This is a genomic window from Phormidium pseudopriestleyi FRX01 (assembly GCF_017313335.1).
GTDB classification, from domain to species: Bacteria; Cyanobacteriota; Cyanobacteriia; order Cyanobacteriales; family Laspinemataceae; genus Laspinema; species Laspinema pseudopriestleyi.
The window spans coordinates 1-19,831 of sequence record NZ_JAFLQW010000618.1; the positions used below are offsets into that span (position 1 = coordinate 1).

A 19,831-nucleotide genomic window follows, 5' to 3' on the forward strand; every position below is an offset into this window, starting at 1 on the left:
CGAGATTAAAAAAGGTAGCCGTAAGCCTCATGGCGAGAGTCAGTGAGCGTGAATAGGTAGGGGCGCATTGACTACGCCCTTAAGGTCTAAATTCTGGACTCTTAAAGAATCCCATGCTCTTTAGACGTGGGAGTGTCAATTTAGAAAGCGGTTCGTTGCTATAGCAGTCCTAAATCAGTTGTGGAATGCCCTCACCCCCAACCCCTCTCCCAAAGGGGGAGAGGGGAGCTGAAGATGTCATAAATCATTTAGGATTGCTATAGTGGGCAACCTTGAGTTCTAAAATTAAAAACCTTAGAGAGGCGTTGACCCTGAGTCCGCCCATCGAATCATTAAAAGGTAGCAAAATCATGACCCGTAAAAATTACCAGGGTTCCTGGGCACTCTGTTCTATCGCCCTATCTCTCAACTTAGCTTTCGTTGCCGCTTTACCGAGTCGAGCACAAGTCTCGTCCCCATTGCCAGGTCCTCAAACCCTGGCAAGAGTGACCTTTGAGCCACCCAGCAATGAACGTCTGAGCGATTCCGTTGGAGGAGCCTCTCGGCAGGCAGCATTCTGCCCCCAAGATGGCATGGCGGAAGGTCCTTCGTTGATGCCTCTTCTGCCTGAGACTAAGGAAGGGTTAACGGTATCTGAGCGACCCACTTTGTTCGTCTATGTTCCCGAAACTAAGGCAGAGCAAGGCTATTTCATCCTCAAAGACCAAACCGAAGATTATTATTATCAAACCCAAGTCAGCATTCCCCAGGAAGGAGGTATCGTCCGCCTCACCCTTCCGGAAAGTGCTCCGGCCCTAGAAATTGGGACAACCTATCAGTGGTCCTTTGTTGTCGCCTGCGAACTTCCGGCGCGAGCAGATAGTCCCCGGGTGGAGGGGTGGTTACAGCGAGTTGAACCCACGGCAAAGCTGAATAATTACCAGGGAGTAGACTCGATTGAAGCTGCCACTTCCTATGGATCTGAGGGGATTTGGTATGATGCGGTGACCACCTTAGCGGATCTGCGGCGATCGCAGCCCCAAACCTACAATCAAGAGTGGGTAGACTTGTTAAGCTCGGTCGGACTCGAAAACGTTGCCAACGAGCCGATTTTGGAGCCTTAAGACCCTGGACTAGCAAAGGTCCCTCAACAACCTTAGTGTAACAGCGAGTTCCACAGAAACCCGGTTTTTGACAAAGCCGGGTTTTTCAATTCCTTCAAAGAGTTCACCGAGGACCAGAGAATTTCACACCCCGGCGATTAATTCCTAGACCGATGATTGTCACCCGGAATACAGCAATTCGGGGAACCGGGAAAGATATTTAGAAGATAGATTATAGATCAGGACACTGAAAACCTTGGGTTATCCTTAAAATGGAAAGTGGGGGAGAAACAGGGGCATGATGCCTAGATATCAAGACCTATTTTCTGTTGGCGAAATCAATTCTGGGTTCAGCGAAATCTATGTGCCACAAGCTCAGAGTGAGCTTAAAACGAAAAGTATGGCAATGGCGTGTTCCATTGGTTACTGCACCTGTGGTAGCCGGGATTGCGATCGCAATCAACTCCTTCGGATGGCTGGAGACTCAGGAGTTGGGAATGCTCGATCGCTTTTTTCGCTGGCGTCCGAAAGAAGCACCAGAGGAACGCATTGTCATCGTCACCATTGATGAGTCAGACATCCGACAAGTGGGACAATGGCCCATGCCCGATCGCCAGTTAGCCCAATTAATTCAAACCATCAAAGAACAACAACCCGCCGCCATTGGGTTGGATCTGTATCGAGACCTCCCTGTAGAACCGGGACACCAAGAACTGATCCAGGTACTCCAGTCCACGGATAATCTGATCGGCGTGGAGAAAGTCATTGGGGCCCCGGTCGCAGCTCAACCTACCTTAGCCAAATTAGAACAGGTGGGGATTGCCGATGTGGTCTTAGATGACGATGGCAAAATTCGCCGAACTTTATTGTCTCACAAAAATACAAAGGACGAAACCCAACTGAGTTTTCCCGCGCTTTTGAGCTTGCTCTATTTGGAAAAACAAGATATCCACTTAGAAATGGTCGATCCTGAGCGAATGCATTTGGGATTGGGAAAAGCCCTATTTGTCCCCTTTAGTCGCAATGATGGGGGGTATGTTCGCGCCAATGCTGGGGGGTATCAGATGTTTCTGAATTTCCGAGGGCCACTGGAACAGTTCGGACAGATTTCCATGACGGATGTTTTAGAAAACCGGATTCCACCGGATCTGATGCGCGATCGCATTGTGCTGATTGGGGCTACAGCACCCAGCCTGAATGATTTTTTCTTTACCCCTTATATCAGTGGGTTTCACCGGAACCGCAATCTGTTAATCAACTCAGAACGGACTCCAGGGATTGTGATCCATGCCAACACGATTTCTCAGATGCTCAGTGGTGCATTGGCAGGACGTTCCTTTTTACAGGTTTGGTCGAATGGGGCCGAAAATTTGTGGGTTATGGTGTGGTCCGGCATGGGGGCCGCGATCGCATGGCGGTGGCGATCGAGTAGCGTTGCGGCACAAAAAAGATTCTGGCCCTCCCTGCTAATCCTGAATGTTTTCTTAGGAGGATGCAGTACGATCGCCGTTGGATTCCTGGCTTTTTTGTACAGTTTGTGGATTCCCGTCGTCACTCCCCTCGTCGCCTTAGTCGGATCAGCTATTGTGGTAACAGACTATCACAGTCGCAAATTGCTGCGCGAGCGCGATCGCAAGCTAACAGAATTTTTAGAAGCAGTCCCCGTGGGTATTTCCATCGTTGATGCCCGAGGCAACTCCTATTTTATCAATCATAAAGCCACAGAAATCTTAGGGACTGGAGTAATCGCCTCAGAGCAAAATAATGGCAAAAAACCACTTTATCACAACTATCTAGCCGGGACTGATCACCTCTATCCCCTAGCAAATTTGCCCGTCAGTCGAGCCTTAAGAGGGGAGTATGCCACAGCGAATGATATCGAAATTCGCCAAGGTGACCAAATCATTCCCATTGAAGCTTGGGGAACCCCGATTTATGACGAAGAAGGCAATGTCGCCTTTGCAATTGTTGCCTTTCAAAATATTAGCGATCGCAAACAAGCCGAATCCGAACGGCAAGCCTTCGTTCAAAAACTCTGTGAACTCAATGAAGATTTAGAACGCTCCTTAGACGCAGAAGAACGCTTAACCGAAGTCGCCGAACGGTTTGTCCCCAATCAATTCCTCTCCTTTCTCGGCTATGAAAGCCTCGTAGAAGTCAAAGTTGGCGATGCCGTAGAACAAGAAATGTCGGTATTATTTTCCGATATTCGCAACTTTACAACCTTATCCGAGAGCATGACTCCGGAGGAAAACTTTAAATTCATCAATGGTGTACTGTCCCGCCTCGAACCCGCCATTATTGACAACAATGGCTTTATTGATAAATATATTGGCGATGCGATTATGGCCTTATTTGGAGGAGAACCGGATAATGCTGTCAAAGCTGGGATTTACATGTTAGAAAAATTAGCCGAATATAACACCACCCGAGGCCGACCAGGACGACCTGAAATTAAAATTGGAATTGGCATCAATACTGGCTCCTTAATGTTAGGAACCGTAGGCGGCCAAAACCGCATTGATGGGACAGTCATTGGAGATGCAGTCAATTTAGCCTCCCGCATTGAAACCCTCACAAAATCTTACGGGGTTTCTTTATTAATTACCCAAGAAACCTTTATAAACTTAGAAAATTCCAATGATTATCACATTCGCCTGATTGATCGGGTCACGGTCAAAGGCAAATCCAAAGAAGTCACCGTCTATGAAGTCTTTGATGCCGACTTGCCAGAGGTTCGCGAAGGGAAATTAACAACCCGAGCTAACTTTGAACAAGGGATTTTATTATTTTATTTTAATAATTTTAAGGAAGCACAAGTTCTATTTGAACGCTGTCTGAGTATCTACCCCGGAGATACCGTCGCCCAAATTTACCTCGATCGCTGTCACCAAAAAGAAGCTGAGAGTCTCCTAGATAACCCCGAACACTCCGAGAATCACTCCTAAATCCTTCCCTACAGACCCCAGTACCGTCACGGTGAGAAACCAGGTTTCTTGCCTCTGATTCTGCATAAAAACCGGGTTTCTGGTCCCTTACAAGAGTAGGTTTTTTACGTTTATGGTGATTCGCCTTACGAACGGTCCCCTCCCCTTGGCAAGGTCCGGGTTAGGGTGGGGTTCCTCTTGACGCGCGATCGCCACGTCACTATGACCCCAATGGAGGCGATCGCACCTGTATAGAGGCGGGTGCCAACCTCTTTCTTCGTAACTCAGGCGATCGCGCTTGCGCGTGAACTCTCCACCCACTCATTCCTCTTGACTTGACGCGCGATGGCGCGTCAAGAGGACCCCACCCTAACCCGGACCTTGGCAAGGGGACCCCACCCTAACCCGGACCTTGGCAAGGGGACCCCACCCTAACCCGGACCTTGGCAAGGGGACCCCACCCTAACCCGGACCTTGCCAAGGGGAGGGGACCGGAGGTAATCTTAAATGTGAGGCAAATCTCCCCTGAACGTAAAAAAACTACTCTTGTAAGGGGTCGATCGCCCTACCGGATCTCCCCGAAGCCGCCACATCCACCAAGCCACGCATTAAGATCAAAGCAGACTCCATCCCATCACCCACTTCCATGCGTTTAACTCGTCTATTACCCCTATTCGCCGGAATCATCCTCATTTTGGGGATGGTTCTCTGGCTGGTGAGTTCCATTTACCAGCTTTATGTGCAAATTAGCTTTACAGCCCCTCTGCTGGCAACCTTACTGCTGTTGCTGGTGATCGCCTTGCTGATCGTCCTGATTGGCGCATTTATTTACTATCTGCAACTGTTTGCCGGGGGTTCTTCGTCCCGTCGGGGTCGGGGGAAACGTCGCGTCAAAATCCCGGAACGAAAGTCAGATGCGGCAGGACAAACCCTGCGGGTAGTTCGTCAACAGGTCGATCGCATCCAGGATGAAGTCACCAAAAAAGCCTTATTGCAGCGATCGCGAGAACTGGAACAAAATCTCTCCCGAGGGAACATTCAGGTGGTGATTTTCGGGACCGGGTCCTCGGGTAAAACCTCTCTAATTAATGCCTTATTAGGACGGATGGTGGGACGAGTGGATGCACCGATGGGAACAACGGAGGTGGGAGAAACCTATCGGTTGCAACTGCAAGGACTCGAACGGGAAATTGTGATTACGGATACTCCCGGAATCTTAGAGGCAGGAGTTGCCGGAACTGAACGAGAACAACTAGCGCGATCGCTGGCAACGGAAGCGGATTTATTATTATTTGTTGTTGATAATGATTTAACGCGATCGGAACATCAACCCTTGGAAGTTCTAGCCCAAATTGGGAAACGTTCCATTGTGGTTTTAAATAAAATTGACCTCTATCCCGACGAAGAACGAGAATATATTTTAGCCAAACTCCGGGAACGAGTGACCGGATTTATCTCGGCAATGGATGTGGTGGCGATCGCCGCTAATCCTAAAGCGGTTCCCTTAGATAATGGTGGGGTTTTCCAAGCTGACCCGGATATCATGCCCTTAATTCGTCGGATGGCGGCCATTTTGCGGGCAGAAGGGGAGGATTTAGTCGCAGATAATATTTTATTACAATCCCAACGGCTTGGGGAAGAAGCGCGCCGGTTAATTGATTCCCAGCGTCGCCGCCAAGCGGAAAAAGTGGTCGATCGCTTTCAATGGATTGGCGCGGGGGTGATTGCTTGTACTCCCGTCCCGGTGATTGATGTCCTTGCCACTGCCGCAGTTAACGCTCAAATGGTGGTGGAAATTGGCAAAATTTACGGCTGTGAAATTAATCTGGATCGGGGACGGGAATTAGCCTTATCTTTAGGGAAAACCCTGGCAAGTTTAGGGATTGTCGAAGGGGCGATTAAGTTGGTGACGGCAGCCCTTCAATTAAATTTAGGGACGTTTGTGGTGGGGAAAGCCATTCAAGGGGTAACGGCGGCTTATTTAACTCGAATTGCGGGAAAAAGTTTTATTGAATATTTCCGTCATGATCAAGATTGGGGGGATGGGGGAATTACGGAAGTGGTGCAGCGACAATTTCAATTAACGAAAAAGGAGGAGTTTGTCAAGGTTTTTGTTAAAGATGCGATCGCCCGGGTGGTGGACCCGTTAAAAGAGGCATTTGAGTCCGAGGATGATGACTATTCTGATGATGATTCAGAAGGGTATGAACCGAATTCTGACCGGGATTCTGACCGGGATTCTGATAAAATTCCCGTGAATCGCGATCGGCAAGACTATCCAGAACGAGCACCGTTGGTTCGTTATTTAGGAGATGAACCCGAGGATGATTGGCAAGTCGATCGCCGCAGACGGGATGAGTGGTAAATCGGAGTTTAGAAATGACTTGAAAATGATTTGAGAGTGATCAGCCAGACTCACCGCAGGCGATCGCCTTTAATTGCGAGGCGTTTCGGACAAAACCAAGGGATACAAACCGATGCCACGAGACATCCGAGTAACCCAGCGATCGCACTGAAGGATAAAGCGAGACTAAAATTGGTCCAGGGTGACGGGACTTGTAACTGATTCAGAGTTGCGGCGATGGTTCGAGACTGTTGGAGGGGAATCACCCAAGACGGGGATGAGGAAGCGACTAAAGCGGCAGTCCCGATTCCGGTCCCCACAAGACAAGCAAAGGTTTGGAAATCGCGATCGCTTTGCGCTTGGGAAATCTCCACAATGGAGGTAATTGTCCCCCGGAGATTTTCTAGGATATTCAAATAGGGCCGCAAACTGGCATAATCTTGTTCAATTTGCTTTTGATACTTCGCCTTGACAATGGCACTAAACTCTTGTAAGAACTTAAAATCATTACTCACCTGAAAAACAGTTCCTGCTTTTTTAGCAATGAATTGAACGGATTTTTCATATTGATGTAAATTTAGGTCAATTTCATGCTGTTTTACTTCAATTTTATTAATATTTTTTACAAAATTTGATAATGCAACTGAATTATTTTGTAAAGCAAACTTTAGTTCGTAAAACTCTAAATTATATAACCCTTTAATGGAAGCGGATATTTCATTAAATTCTTCGACCATTTGCTCTTTCAATTCCCGACTTTGCCCGTAAGCCCAGAGGATTTTATTTCGGTAGCAAAATAACGCTTTCCAATCTTCATGAAATTGCGTCCCAGTTTCCATTGCTTTTTGATTAGGATATAGAATCAGGACCAGATGACTCTCGGCTTCCATTTTTTCCCAACGTTGGGGGGAAGAACGCCAAAACTCAAAGACTGTTCCCCCTAAAAATTGACCTTTTTCTTGATATTGCCATCCTTCGTGGATGAACGCTTTGTAAACATCATTGGCTAGAATTTCGCGTTCGTCCTTCTCGGGATTTTCTATCCAACCGGATACCATCAAAGTTTGTCCTAATTTACCGGGTAGGTTATCCAGTTTTGGAATCAAGGTCAACATCACATCGTTGAACCGGATCATCTACAAATTGCACGTTAAATCCAGGCTTTGCCCGGAAATGACTCTCATCAGTCTCTGGATCTTACTCTGTAGAAATAAGCGTGAGAGGGAATCCCCTAACGTGCCGCAGTTGTCATCAATACCGCACTCTGATTATCCCCCTCAACGGGAGAACCGGGTTCCGTTATCCACAACCCAGATATTATTTCCCCAAAAATGGGGCTAACAGTTCTTCGCCTTTCTCCCAGGTTTGAGATAAAAAGCCTTGAACTGGACTCCATAACTCAGTCATGCCAATGCCAAAAATGAGCTGCAATCCTAACAATAACAGGGCCATCAAAATAGCCGTTTTGACTGTGGCTTTAAGGACGGTAACTAGCCAAGTAAAAACCAGCCATGAAACAACAATTGCCGCAATAATAATCAGTAAATCAATGGACATTAACGGAAAAGTGTGAAAGGTTAATTACCTGGCTGAATTTGACTGGCAATGGCTTCTGAACGCTGGGCTAAGGCCATGTTACCTTGAGCGCGAAACAGTTCTGCAGCCTGTTGAAAATCTGCGATCGCCTCTCGGTTTTTCCCCTGCAATAAATGAACCCCACCGCGATTATAATAAGCAGCCGCTTCAGCGGGATTCAGACGCAAGGCTTGATTAAAATCATCCATTGCTTTTTTATAGTCTTCCCTGAACGCATACACCCCACCGCGACCAATATAAGCCTCGCCATAATTGGAATTCAGCCGTAATGCAGCATTATAATCCTCCAAGGCTGCATCATAATTTTGCATCATAGAATGGGCGCTGGCGCGTCCGATATAGGCATCAATGTTATTCCCATTTAACCGTAACACTTGGGTATAATCGGCGATCGCCCCGGCTTGATTCCCACTGCGCGATAGCAAATTCCCCCGACTAATATAGGCTTCGGCACTATTGGGATTCAGGGCGATCGCCTGAGCATAATCCTGAAGCGCCCCCTGTAAATCCCCCTGACTGGCTTTTTGCTGTGCTGAAGTCAGCCAATTCTGAGCATTATTTTGAGCGATTACTCCTTGGGGTACTGTTGTCCCCAAAACCGGAAAAATTCCCCCTAAAACCGCGAGGAGTCCTAACAGAGCAATGTTCGGAAAAAGGTTCTTCATGGGTTACTTAAATTCCAGAAAAAATGGCTACGCCTATCTTATGAGTTTACTCGCTCTTTTATCCTTTACCGGATTGAAAATCCAGCCCTCACCCGGAACGGGTGGGGCTTTCTCCGGTAGAGATTGGACTATCCAGCGGTTGCCGGAGTCGCAGTCCCCAAGGGCTTGACCCCACTGGTGAAGGATTTAGCCTGAGCTTTCAGGGTAGCACTTGCTTCTAAAACCGCTTGTCTGGCCCAGCGATCTGCCGCCAAAATCTCTTCTAAACCGGGTTCGGCACAGTTATCTGCCTGATGGCGATCGCAGACCCGTTCAATCACCCGAGGAATATCCAAAAACTCAATTTTCTCATCTAAAAATAACTCCACTGCCTGCTCATTAGCTGCATTTAAAACCGCAGGCATGGAACCCCCAGAACGACCCGCAGCATAAGCCAATTGCATACAGGGATACTTGTCATGATCCGGCGATCGGAAGGTCAAATTTCCCGCTTTCACTAAATCTAACCGTTCCCAATCCGTATAAATTCGCTCCGGCCAAGACAAGGCATAAAGCAACGGCAGACGCATATCCGGCCAACCTAATTGGGCTAAAACCGAAGTATCTTGTAACTCAATTAAAGAGTGAATAATACTCTGAGGATGAATCACAATATCAATATCATCATAATCCATGCCAAATAAGTAATGAGCCTCAATGACTTCTAATCCTTTATTCATTAAGGTCGCTGAATCAACGGTAATTTTGCGACCCATTGACCAGTTGGGATGCTTCAAGGCATCCGCCACTTTTACAGTGGCTAATTTCTCCACCGGCCAATCCCGGAAGGCCCCCCCGGAAGCGGTCAAAATAATCCGACGCAATGCCCCTGGTGGGACTCCTTGCAAACATTGAAAAATTGCCGAATGTTCCGAGTCTGCCGGGAGTAACTTCACCCCATGCTTTTCAATCAGGGGATTCACGACAGGTCCCCCAGCAATCAAGGTTTCCTTGTTTGCTAAGGCGATATCTTTACCCGCTTCGATCGCCGCGATCGTGGGAAGCAAACCCGCACAACCGACAATTCCCGTGACAACCGCTTCCGCATCTCCATAACGTGCCACTTCCACCACCCCCTGTTCTCCCGCCAGGAGAATCGGTTGCGGGTCCAAATCTGCGATCGCCGCTTTCAGTTCCGGCAGCTTGTCTTCTAGGCATATTGCGACGATTTCTGGGCGAAATTGGCGAATTTGCTGCGCCAACAGTTCCACATTCCCCCTAGCTGCCAACCCCACAATCCGAAACAGATCAGGGTGGTGTTCCACAATATCTAACGTCTGAGTCCCGATTGAACCAGTGGATCCGAGGAGAGTAATCGCTTTCACAATCTTAATTTTTATGATTTTCTGCCCCTCCACTATAAATTCTTTGGTCTCCCTCTTCACAGGGTTGATCCCAGGTTTCTCGCCAATTCCCGGCTGGTCCTGGGAGTCTATCAGCAGTTTTGCTTAAGATGAGTGGGAATTCGGTGAGGGGTTTCAAAAAATTTTGCATTTTATCACAGCCAATATTTAAGTTATGTTAAATTCTCTGGAAAATCTTTAATTTTTGTCAAGGAATCATGAATTTTTAGGTCAAATCGTTTATGCTGTCACTACATAAGTCGTTCAGCCGACATCAAAGCCAAGAGAGTAAAGATACCTATCTTAAGAATATGGGTATTTTCTACCCTCTTTTACCCCCGATAAATTGTGGGGATAGATGGTCCCCTGGGCGGCAACTTTTTAAAAATTGATTAACCAGGAGTTGAGATTTATGACTCAGAAAAACGCAGCAGCCCTTTTCAAAGCAGTTAAACAAGATTTAGCACTTCAACAACAAATGCAAGCGGCTAAAAATCCAGCAGCTATCAAAAAATTGGCTAAAGAACGAGGCTATAGCTTCACCGATGATGAATTGAATCATGAAATCAGCCAATTATCCGAAGAAGAGTTATCCCGTATGATCAATCCCGGCATTGCGCCTCGGGAACACCTGATTCGCCGGTAATTTTTGACGCTCATTCCCGGATCTGGCTTAAAGTCTCCGTTGAGCTCCTAAATTCGGTACTGATATGTCTGAAAAAACCCGACACTCTGCATAGGGTGTCGGGTTATTTTTCAACCGGCAATGGTTTGTTCTAAAGCCGATCGCAAATCTTGGGTTAAGTCAGCGATCGCCGATCGCCGACTGCTTTTGTAGGAATCCCAGCGATCGCTCACCCAAATCGGTTCAGCGATCGTCAACTGAACTGACTGCTTACCTAATTCTGGACGAGAAGAGGGCCGTTCTCCCTTAATCCGCGCAATGGTATCCCACACCAAAAGCGTCGTCTCTGCAAATCGCTCAAAGGTGGGTTTTTCTCGCACATACTGTCCCGTCACTGCCACAAAACATTCCACCAATCTCATGTGCCACATTCGCAAATTGGCTTCTTCCGCTACGCGATCGGCGAGTCCTCGTTCCAAGGGAGACAACGCCTCAATATTCTCAATATCCTCTCGATAAATCCGATCCCATCCCGCTTGTTCTAACCGTCGGCATCGGTCAATCACTGTTCCCTTAGACGGCAGATTAAAATACTCCTCAGCCACCTGTAATGCCATATCCAGCAATGCAGGCAATCGGGTGGGTAAATCATGAGGTTCTCCTGCCGTATCGGGTAAGCTGCGATGATAAAAGCGGCGATAAAAATCCTCCATTAACGATAATAAATGTTGTCCCAAGCGAATTAAACGGGGATAAAGTGAGGAGAGAGAAGCCGAGGAAACCTCTTCTTGTCCCCTTTCTCCCCCAAGGGGAGATAGCCCACAATCTAGCTCCATTTGAGTCAGTAATTCAGCCACCGCATCCCATTCTTCTTTGTCATATTTGTAGCGAATTCCAATCGGGAGAATTGCCACGCGATCGCCCCGATTTTCCTTTTGCAAATCCTCCATGCACCAGAATGCCAACTGAGCAATTCCCGGTTCCAGAGGACTAATAATTTCATTATGTCCATTGGTCCCCCCTTCCGGAGAAGCCGCCAAGGGAAATTGACCTTTAGCAAACAGTTCACGCGCCGATCGCAACCCCTGCCGGTCGATTTTCCCCCGGACAATGGGACTACCTCCCAGTTTGGGTAAGAGATATTCCAACCATTGTCCCGCCCATAACGGAATGCCGCGATCGTACATAAAATGAAAATGCACTGGAGAAGCCAAAGCAATATTTTTAGACTGCGCCACTTGGGGGACTGCCTGCCAAATTAAGTGGGAAATGGAAAATGGATCGTATGTACTCGGATGGCGAAAAGCCATCAAAAAGCGAACTTTCTCCCCTTGAAACTGTTGATACAGTTCCACTAACTGCTCAACATTCTCCGTTTTAATCTGCGTAATTGGAGTCCGAAATTTTCTCCACAAGGGCATTATTAATTTTGCCACCTGCAACACCAACGGATTAAAATTCGGGGGAATAAATTCTAAAGGTGGATGAGCGCCATCAATGGATTTAATCATGAGGTTAGAAAGAATCAACAATTAAAAGCGGGAGATTGTTCTAGGAGTAGTTCTAGGAGTAGGGTGGGCATTGCCCACCTCTTCGGAGTAAGGTGGGCAATGCCCACCCTACAATTGCTATATTAGATTAGCCCGCGTAGGCCTGTGCTGAGTAAAGCCTGCCCTGAGCCCCGCCTGTCCTGAGCCCCGCCTGTCCTGAGCCCCGTCGAAGCCTGTCCTGAGCCCTGAGCCAGTCGAAGCCTGTCCTGAGCCCTGAGCCAGTCGAAGGGTCGAAGGGGGTCGAAGGGGGTCGAAGGGGGTCGAAGGGGGTCGAAGTGCGGGCTTTGTCCGTATAGACCCACCCTTGAGGGTGCGGCTTTTAATCCGAAAAGTACCGGATTTGATATTAATCCCAAGAGTCTAACTCCAAGCGCCAATTTTGGAGAAGGGTAACGAGTTGTTCTCGACGAGTTTCCACCGTTGCAGCAATCCAAATACAGCCAATCCCAACCAATAACCCAATCACCCATCGCAGAAACGGATACAGGGAGTTGAGAATGATCAGTTGATAGGTGGCATTGAGTAAAAAGGTGACGGTTCCCACATAGAGAAAGGCGCGAATTTTTAAGGTTAACCCAGCCATACCCATCAGTAAACTGACGACTCCTGAAATCAGCCAGTGACTGGTGAGTAAGCAGGTAAAGCTAATACTGCCGATCGCCAATACCCTGATCCAGTGCCGGATTTCTTTGCGATCGGGGGGTTGGAGGGTAGGTTCAACTTGAGCAAAGTATAATACAGCGGCAGCCATTGGAATAATATAGGCGATCGGCTCAGTGACAAAGGCCTCCAAAAGCCCCCGCAGAATCACCCAATTGAGTAGGATAGCACTGCAATAAGTCAACCGGATTTGGCGATGGAGGTAACTCAGGAAAATATAAAAAGCAGCGACAATGAGGGCAGAAACGGACCAAACTTGATTGATATCCCCGAAAAGCCCGATTCCCGTAATGACGATCGCCAATCCGGGGAGGAGTCGCGCCATCAATCGCCAGGGTTTGAGGGGCCATCCCCAACGGTCCCAGGGGAGAACATCTAAGAAGTAAGCACCAACACAGGCGATCGCACCCCCCCAGCCGATGAACATTTCCTGTAAATTGACGGGAAAATATCCAAACAAATAAAAGCCGACTGCTGCGGATTCAGCCTGGGCGATATACACCCAAGTTGTAGCAGTTTGAACCGCTTGGGGGCGATCGCGCGGATCGTCTTCACCCTCCCTGAATTCCGGGAACCGGCCCTGCAAGAGGGCATAATTGGTTAAAAACACTCCAGTTCCCACTCCAATCAGGTCAATCGACCCCAGGGAACTAACTGCTGTGGCACTTTCTGAGAACAGTATGATGGCACTTAACCAGATAAAACTACTCAAACCCCAGTGAGTGTGAGCAAAAAATTCCACTTCCTTTTTGGTCAAATTCAGGTAATCTATTAACCAAGGTTCCAGCCATCGATAGTTATAAACAATCCCTGCACCCAAGGTGGCAATGGCAATGAATTGAGTCGTATCTGGTAACCCCGAAATTTGATAATAGAGAAACTCATAAGCCGAAACAGAAATGCCAATTAAGGCTAAATAAACCAGGGGTTTCATTTCACGGCTGCGGCGTCCAATGGTCAAAGCAATCACCACCAAAGCTAAGGTGGTCAATCCACTCCAACTGGTCACAGTTCCCCAGCGTAATGCCTGTCCCAACACCCCATAAATTAACGGAATCACCTTCCAACTGGTTCGCAGAGGTCTTCCAGTACGACGAATCCACCACTCACTCACCAAGGCGGCAACCAATCCGAGAATGAGGTTGGCGATCGCCAAACTGATTAGCGATCGCCCGAAAAATATCAACGTTTCAGCGGCAATTAATTCAACTGCCCAACCCAAGGCATAAAACGTCCAAGCAGCCGGAGATAACCACATCCGATAGGTGAGGGTTCCAGCTATCAAAATCGTCGCAATTAAAATCGGCACCGAGGAGTCTATAAATCCCCAGAAATACAGACTAGAGGCATGAATAGAAATCGCTGTTAATGCGATACTTCCCAACCCAATGGCCCATCCTTGATAGGCTGAGGCATAAAGTTGAGCCAGGGAACTAGAACGCTGACTCGCTACTGCATAACTGACGCAGAACGCGCCGAGGGCGATCGCACTCACAACCAACCAACCTTCTCCTACAACCGCCGGTAATCCAAATACCCCCATGTTTAATAACTGAACCGAAAAACCTAGTCCAAACCCGATGGCGATCGCCGCCACAGCGGTATATCGCAATAACCGGGTATTCACCACCATCAACAAGGTGCCGATTCCCAATCCCAATAACAATGTTCCCGGGCTCAAGAAAACTAAAAACTGGGCTAGAATTAACGTGGTGATACTCAAGCCCGTTGCCACCGGGCGGCGATCCGGGGAAAAATGTGCGATCGCTGTCAATGCCAAGGGAGTCGCAAACCAGAGAATTCCCCAGTGTGAGGCATCAATATAGGATAGCCCATCATAATTTCCCAACCAGAAGATATAACTTAAACTAGCCAGTCCTAAACCAATAGGCCAACAACTTTCAATCCAAGCCGAAATCCGCAGATTCAAAGCCAAATCCGGCTTGAATTCTAAGGTGAGAGAGACTGCCCATTCGGTGAGTGCTACGGCTAATAAAATTAGCCCCCAAATGAAGATGGGTAACCGGGGAAATCCCCAATGCACAAAGGAAAAGAGCGCCAGCAATCCGCTCAAATGACTCAAGTAAACTAAAAAATCAAACGGCCCAAACTCTCCGGGACGGATGGGACGAGCAGGAGTGGGGCTGTGAGTTCGCCAGGTTAAACGGCGATCGGTCACCACTGCCAAAGTGAGGGTAGAAGCCAATAAATTCAGCGATCGCATGGAAGAGGCGGGCACACTCAACAAGGTGAGAATGACCCCAAATCCCAACGCCCAGACATCTCCCACTCGGGCTGAAACTTTCGCCCCCTGCTCTAATTGAGCAGGTGTGCGACGATATAACCAGTCTGTTAGCCAGACGACAAAGAGTAGATAGGGAAAGAAGGTTAAGCCCAGCAACGCCCAGGGACTCTGTTGAGCTTGAGCCAGTTGTGCCCCCGTGGCGATCGCGCTGCTGCGAACTGCCGGGGGAATAATATCGCTAATTAACCAATAGCCTTGTAAGGTGATGGTAAAAATTGCAATTGTATCAAACAAGTGGAAAAACCGAGGGAGGCGACGCCCCAACCACCACAAGGCTAGACCACTAATGGCGATCGCCTGCCAGGGTTGCTCTCCCACAGAAACTAACCAACCGGCAAACATTAACCATCCCCCCAGATAAGTGAAGAGTTGAGGGGGATTAGCGCTCACTTTCAACGGGAGAACACTTTCTTTGTCTTGGAGGAGAACCGGGGGTATTGCTTCCCTAACCGGGGTAATGTCTTTTGTGAGGTCGGATTCTAAGACGATCCAACCCCCGATCGCGATCGCTAATCCTAACTGAGCGATCGGCACCCCAAGGCCAAAAATTGCTCGTCCGCAGAGAATGGCTAGGGCGTAAGATAGCAGGAGAATATGGGAATGATTAAAGGGTTCAATACTCGAATTAGAGGGGGATTTCGGGTTAAAGCGCGACTGATACTTGGCGGGAGATACCGTCGCGAAAGCCATCGCGATCGTCCCTATATAAACGGCGATCGTTGCAAATCCCGGGAATGACCATCCCCAATGGAGATAACACAGGACGGGGTAAACTGCCAGAGAAAACAGAGTTCGTCGGGATTGGCGATGCTGGCCCAACAGCAGGGGAAAAACCTGCCAAGGGATGAAACTCAGGACCGGGGTAGCAACGGCGATCGCCACCCATCCGAAGGGCGACCCCCACAAGCCAAACCCATCCATTGTCCAAAAATTCACCGGCAGCAGCAACAGACTCACCCATTGCAAAGTTTGAGCCGTCAGCCGTAATTGAGCCTGCCGTTGAGCCCAAACACTCACCCCCCAAAAAATTATCGTATAGGCAAATAAGACCAAATATTGACCTGCGGGGGGAAATCGCTCCCACTGAGTTGCAGCAAGTACCCCAGAGGAGAGTACCACCATAAACACCCCGAGAAACAGTAACCAGCGAACACTCAGTTCCGCCATTAGAGACTGTATCCATTGAGGTTTAGCGGGAGTCGTTGTTTTAGTTGCGGCTACAGGAGATAATACCGGAGGCAGTAGAGGCTCAGATGCCCACTCATCCTCCTCCACCTTCTGAGCGATCGGTAATGCAATCACCTGGGGTTCCGGTAACGGTTCGCTGAGATAGGTTCGGCACAAAACTTTTACCTGTTCATCCGAGAGCAAACCCAGACTCAATAAAGCATCGAGCTTTGCCAAGAGACCGGGTTCACGGAGTCGGAGTTTTACTTCAAGTTCAATCGGTAGCTCAGAGTCAGAAGACATGGGGAGGCCCTCATAGCGCTTACCCAGATTATGCGCTATCTTTTCTCAATTGGGCGATCGTACAGAGCCAAATTCATAAACTGTCACAACCACAACCAACTCCAGCCCCCTCCAATGTTCAACGTCCCGACTTGAGTCGTTATCCCTAAAAGTTCAACGTCCCGACTTCAGTCGTTAACCCCCCGTCGGTGTTCAACGTCCCGACTTCAATAATTCCCCAGATTAATATAGCGGTTCCTAGACTAATGAGGCACAGATATTTAGAGGAGTGCGTTCGCGCAGCGTGTGCTGACGCACTACCAAAATCTACCTCGTAACTCTGAGAAACGCTATAACCCTTAAAAGAAGCTAAAAAATTGACCCGATTCAATCATATCCCATATTTAATGTTTGAGCTTCCGTAACTAACTCATCCAAGGTTTGCTGCCGTTTCTCATCAATCTGGTTTTTGTAGTTCAGCACATCTTCGTATCGCACCTGTCGCGTTGCCTCCACTTTTTGGGAGGGTATTTCTCCCGATTCCAGTAATTCCACCAAATAAGGATGGGACACCTCTAAAATATTGGCAGCTTCTTGAGTCGTGAGTTCTGCGGGGAAGGAAACAAGGCTAACGGCTCTCCCCTGAGCCATCTGTTCTAAGATTTCAACCAACAGCAGAAAAGCAGACTCAGGAATTGCGATCGCCTGAGTATTCATTTCATCAGTCTTGATGATAATTTCGGGTTTCTCTACCTTGGTGAAAAATGCCAAATTTTGGCTACTTTCCTTCGCTAATTTAGCTTCTTCCTCTGTCGGAGGTAAAGGATAGGCCGATGTAAAATTCAAACGGTTCATTATCAATAACCTCTAGTATGGATTCAGTACAACAGCGGGAAGACACCCGGCTTTCTTGACAAAATCTCGGCCAAGAAAGCCCACAATTATCACCAGAAATCCGGTTTATTGTCCCTTTATATCTAAATATAAATCCTATAAAAAACCGCCTCAAAAGGCAGCGTTTTAAAGTCTTTAGCTTTCTATAAAATAATCAGTTAACAAGAAGCAACCCAAACCTAAAACACCCTGAACCCATTAGTTATGGATTCAGGATGCAAGCCCTTACAATTGAGCCGTTTGATACACCATCTCTTGGAAATGGATCTGATCCTCTCGCGGATCAGCATAAGCGACTTGAAGATCCAGCCGATCGCCCAGGGAAACCGCCCGAGGGAAACGCCATGCCAACTCGATGCCAATATCTTCCAACAGAATCAACCCGAGATTTTCATCCTCACGCAACCAGCGCAACACCACCGCCTGCCAAACTTCTCCCGAGTGACGGCGCAGATATTCCAAAATCCAATAACGGTTGGTTTGGCGTTCCACCAAAGATGCCTCTCGCACCGCCATCCCGATACTCTGGACAATTTCCTGCACTTCTAACACCGCCAAGGGCAACGGGTCCCCTCGCAGGTGAGCTTTAATCTGGAAGTGGGCCAATAAATCGCTATAGCGACGAATCGGAGAAGTCACCTGGATATAAGCATCCAACCCCAAACTAGCATGACGGGATGGAGTCGTCGCCATCTCGCTTTTCGGCATACAGCGGCGGATAGCACTCGATCGCACTGGACCCGGTGATAAAATCAGCAACTCCTCTTCTGGCGGCAATTCCGGCTGAGGTTGGCCGCGAAATGGGACCGGAATATTGTGGGTTTGCGCGTAGCGTGCTCCCAGTTCCCCAGCCAAAATCATCATCTCCGCCACCAGTTGCCGGGAGGGGCAATCTTCCAGGAGTCGGATAGTGATTTCCTCATTCTCATCTACCTTGATAGAGGAATCGGGCATAGAAATAGTAATAGCCCCTTGAGATACCCGCCAAGCGTGGCGACGTTTTGACCAAGCGGCGATCGCGCTAATTTCCGGTTCCGCTTGCAACCCCAGTTGCAACATCTCATCCACATCATCGTAAGTCAGCCGATAAGTCGGCTTAATCGTGGAGACATGGATACTATATTCCGTTACCGCACCACTCTCCTCTAAAATCACCGAAAAACTTAGGGCCGCACAGAGTTGTGACTGCACCAAACTCATCGGACCCGTTGCCAAGTCGTGGGGAAACATCGGCACCATCCCCGTCGGCAGATAAACCGTAGTGCTGCGCCGACGGGCCTCTAAATCCAATTCATCTCCCGGAGACAGCAAGCGCGTCGGATCGGCGATATGAATCCACAGCCTTTGACGGCCATCTTCCAGGTATTCCAAACTCACCCCATCATCGATTTCTAGGGTGCTTTCATCATCGATGGTATAGACCTTGAGATGGGTCAAATCTAGGCGATTGTTCGCATCCAGATCAGGAGGCGGAAAATTCAAACACCGTTGGGACACTTCCAGTACCTTGGTAGAAAAATGAATTGGGATCTGAGTTCGCCGTAAAACGAGATTTTCGTGTTCAGACCACACCTTTAACTCTACCAAAAGCTTAAAGGCAGCTTGGGGCGTATCGGTCCGGCCTAGGGATGAGAGAGTTTCCTTGGCATGGTTGCGTTCTCGCGCTTCTTCTGCCAGGGCCGCATATTTTTCTAGGGCTTCAATGCGGATGCGATCGGTATTCTCCCACTCCACCAGTTCCCCGGCGAGTCGTTGCTGCACCCGAGCCACAAAATTGCCCCACTCTTGCTGTCGGTGGGTTTCTACTTCCTGTTGGTGCTTGAGTTCCGCAACCTGAGTGGCCGATCGCGGCTCGTAACGGTCCCCTTTTTGCTTGAAATAGAGCTTATCCTCAGACAGCAACAAGTAAGAGGCATAGCGATTAGGAGCCTCATTCTCGGAAAATAGCAACATCGCCATTTCCCCAGGATCAACCCCCCGGTTTTCCTCGACCAAGATTTCCCACGCCACCTCTAAGCTATCCGGGTCGAGATATTTCTCTACTTCCTTGCGGAAGTTCGGGATATCGGAGGGTTTATAGGAACCTCCACCGATTTCGTAGGCGATTTGTCTGGGTGGAATACTATTGGCTTGACCATTTTCATCCACCACAACCCAGTTTTTCTTGCCATCCGGACGGTCGGCTACGGCTAGACGTCGGTCTCCGTTCAGCCGATATTCGAGCAGCGTTCCCTTTTCCACGATCGATACCCCAGCGTTTAGGTTTTAGACTTTAGACATCAGATCGCACCTAAAATCTAAAAGCCTTCAGTGCCACTATTTTTATCCTTCTTTGTTCACAAATGGCAACAA

At 48.4% G+C, this 19,831-nt stretch carries 13 protein-coding genes; 4 read left to right on the plus strand and 9 right to left on the minus strand.

The features are described from left to right. The first annotated feature begins 350 nt into the window (after positions 1 to 350). Both J0895_RS23485 and J0895_RS23490 read left to right on the plus strand, forming a co-directional pair. Positions 351 to 1,103: a DUF928 domain-containing protein gene (locus tag J0895_RS23485; RefSeq protein ID WP_207090411.1), complete on the plus strand. Its 753-nt coding sequence runs from the start codon at positions 351 to 353 to the stop codon at positions 1,101 to 1,103. Positions 1,104 to 1,462: 359 nt separating this feature from the next. Next, a complete protein-coding gene (locus J0895_RS23490; RefSeq protein WP_340643574.1) occupies positions 1,463 to 4,030 on the plus strand; it encodes a CHASE2 domain-containing protein in 2,568 nt (855 codons plus the stop codon). An 87-nt stretch (positions 4,031 to 4,117) separates the two neighbouring features. Here J0895_RS23490 and J0895_RS23495 read toward each other — a convergent pair whose 3' ends face one another. Continuing rightward, positions 4,118 to 4,330 carry a hypothetical protein gene (locus J0895_RS23495; RefSeq protein WP_207090412.1) on the minus strand — a complete coding sequence of 71 codons (213 nt, stop codon included), beginning with the start codon at positions 4,328 to 4,330 and terminating at the stop codon, positions 4,118 to 4,120. A 325-nt stretch (positions 4,331 to 4,655) separates the two neighbouring features. Between J0895_RS23495 and J0895_RS23500 the strand changes: the two genes are divergently transcribed. Further along, on the plus strand, positions 4,656 to 6,374 hold the full coding sequence (locus J0895_RS23500) for a YcjF family protein (RefSeq protein WP_207090413.1): 1,719 nt from the start codon (positions 4,656 to 4,658) through the stop codon (positions 6,372 to 6,374). A gap of 50 nt (positions 6,375 to 6,424) precedes the next feature. Here J0895_RS23500 and J0895_RS23505 read toward each other — a convergent pair whose 3' ends face one another. From J0895_RS23505 to dxr, 4 genes are all read right to left on the minus strand, one after another. Beyond that, a complete protein-coding gene (locus tag J0895_RS23505; RefSeq protein ID WP_207090414.1) occupies positions 6,425 to 7,489 on the minus strand; it encodes a hypothetical protein in 1,065 nt (354 codons plus the stop codon). Between the two features lie 181 nt (positions 7,490 to 7,670). Continuing rightward, positions 7,671 to 7,910 carry a hypothetical protein gene (locus J0895_RS23510; protein ID WP_207090415.1) on the minus strand — a complete coding sequence of 80 codons (240 nt, stop codon included), beginning with the start codon at positions 7,908 to 7,910 and terminating at the stop codon, positions 7,671 to 7,673. 20 nt (positions 7,911 to 7,930) lie between these two features. Beyond that, positions 7,931 to 8,614, minus strand: coding sequence for a tetratricopeptide repeat protein (locus J0895_RS23515; protein WP_207090416.1), 684 nt, complete (start codon positions 8,612 to 8,614; stop codon positions 7,931 to 7,933). A gap of 128 nt (positions 8,615 to 8,742) precedes the next feature. Beyond that, positions 8,743 to 9,978 carry a 1-deoxy-D-xylulose-5-phosphate reductoisomerase gene (gene dxr, locus J0895_RS23520; RefSeq protein WP_340643575.1) on the minus strand — a complete coding sequence of 412 codons (1,236 nt, stop codon included), beginning with the start codon at positions 9,976 to 9,978 and terminating at the stop codon, positions 8,743 to 8,745. A gap of 430 nt (positions 9,979 to 10,408) precedes the next feature. Between dxr and J0895_RS23525 the strand changes: the two genes are divergently transcribed. Beyond that, a complete protein-coding gene (locus J0895_RS23525; RefSeq protein WP_207090418.1) occupies positions 10,409 to 10,642 on the plus strand; it encodes a Nif11-like leader peptide family natural product precursor in 234 nt (77 codons plus the stop codon). Between the two features lie 110 nt (positions 10,643 to 10,752). Here the strand turns inward: J0895_RS23525 and J0895_RS23530 are convergent, their stop codons facing one another. From J0895_RS23530 to J0895_RS23545, 4 genes are all read right to left on the minus strand, one after another. Beyond that, a complete protein-coding gene (locus J0895_RS23530; protein ID WP_207090419.1) occupies positions 10,753 to 12,132 on the minus strand; it encodes a lysophospholipid acyltransferase family protein in 1,380 nt (459 codons plus the stop codon). Positions 12,133 to 12,517: 385 nt separating this feature from the next. Next, positions 12,518 to 16,606, minus strand: a complete 4,089-nt coding sequence (locus J0895_RS23535; RefSeq protein WP_207090420.1) for a DUF2157 domain-containing protein — start codon at positions 16,604 to 16,606, stop codon at positions 12,518 to 12,520. 366 nt (positions 16,607 to 16,972) lie between these two features. Continuing rightward, on the minus strand, positions 16,973 to 17,440 hold the full coding sequence (locus J0895_RS23540) for an excisionase family DNA-binding protein (protein WP_207090421.1): 468 nt from the start codon (positions 17,438 to 17,440) through the stop codon (positions 16,973 to 16,975). A gap of 264 nt (positions 17,441 to 17,704) precedes the next feature. Further along, positions 17,705 to 19,720 (minus strand): RNB domain-containing ribonuclease, encoded by a 2,016-nt coding sequence (locus J0895_RS23545; protein WP_207090422.1) that lies wholly within the window; start codon positions 19,718 to 19,720, stop codon positions 17,705 to 17,707. Positions 19,721 to 19,831: the final 111 nt, after the last annotated feature.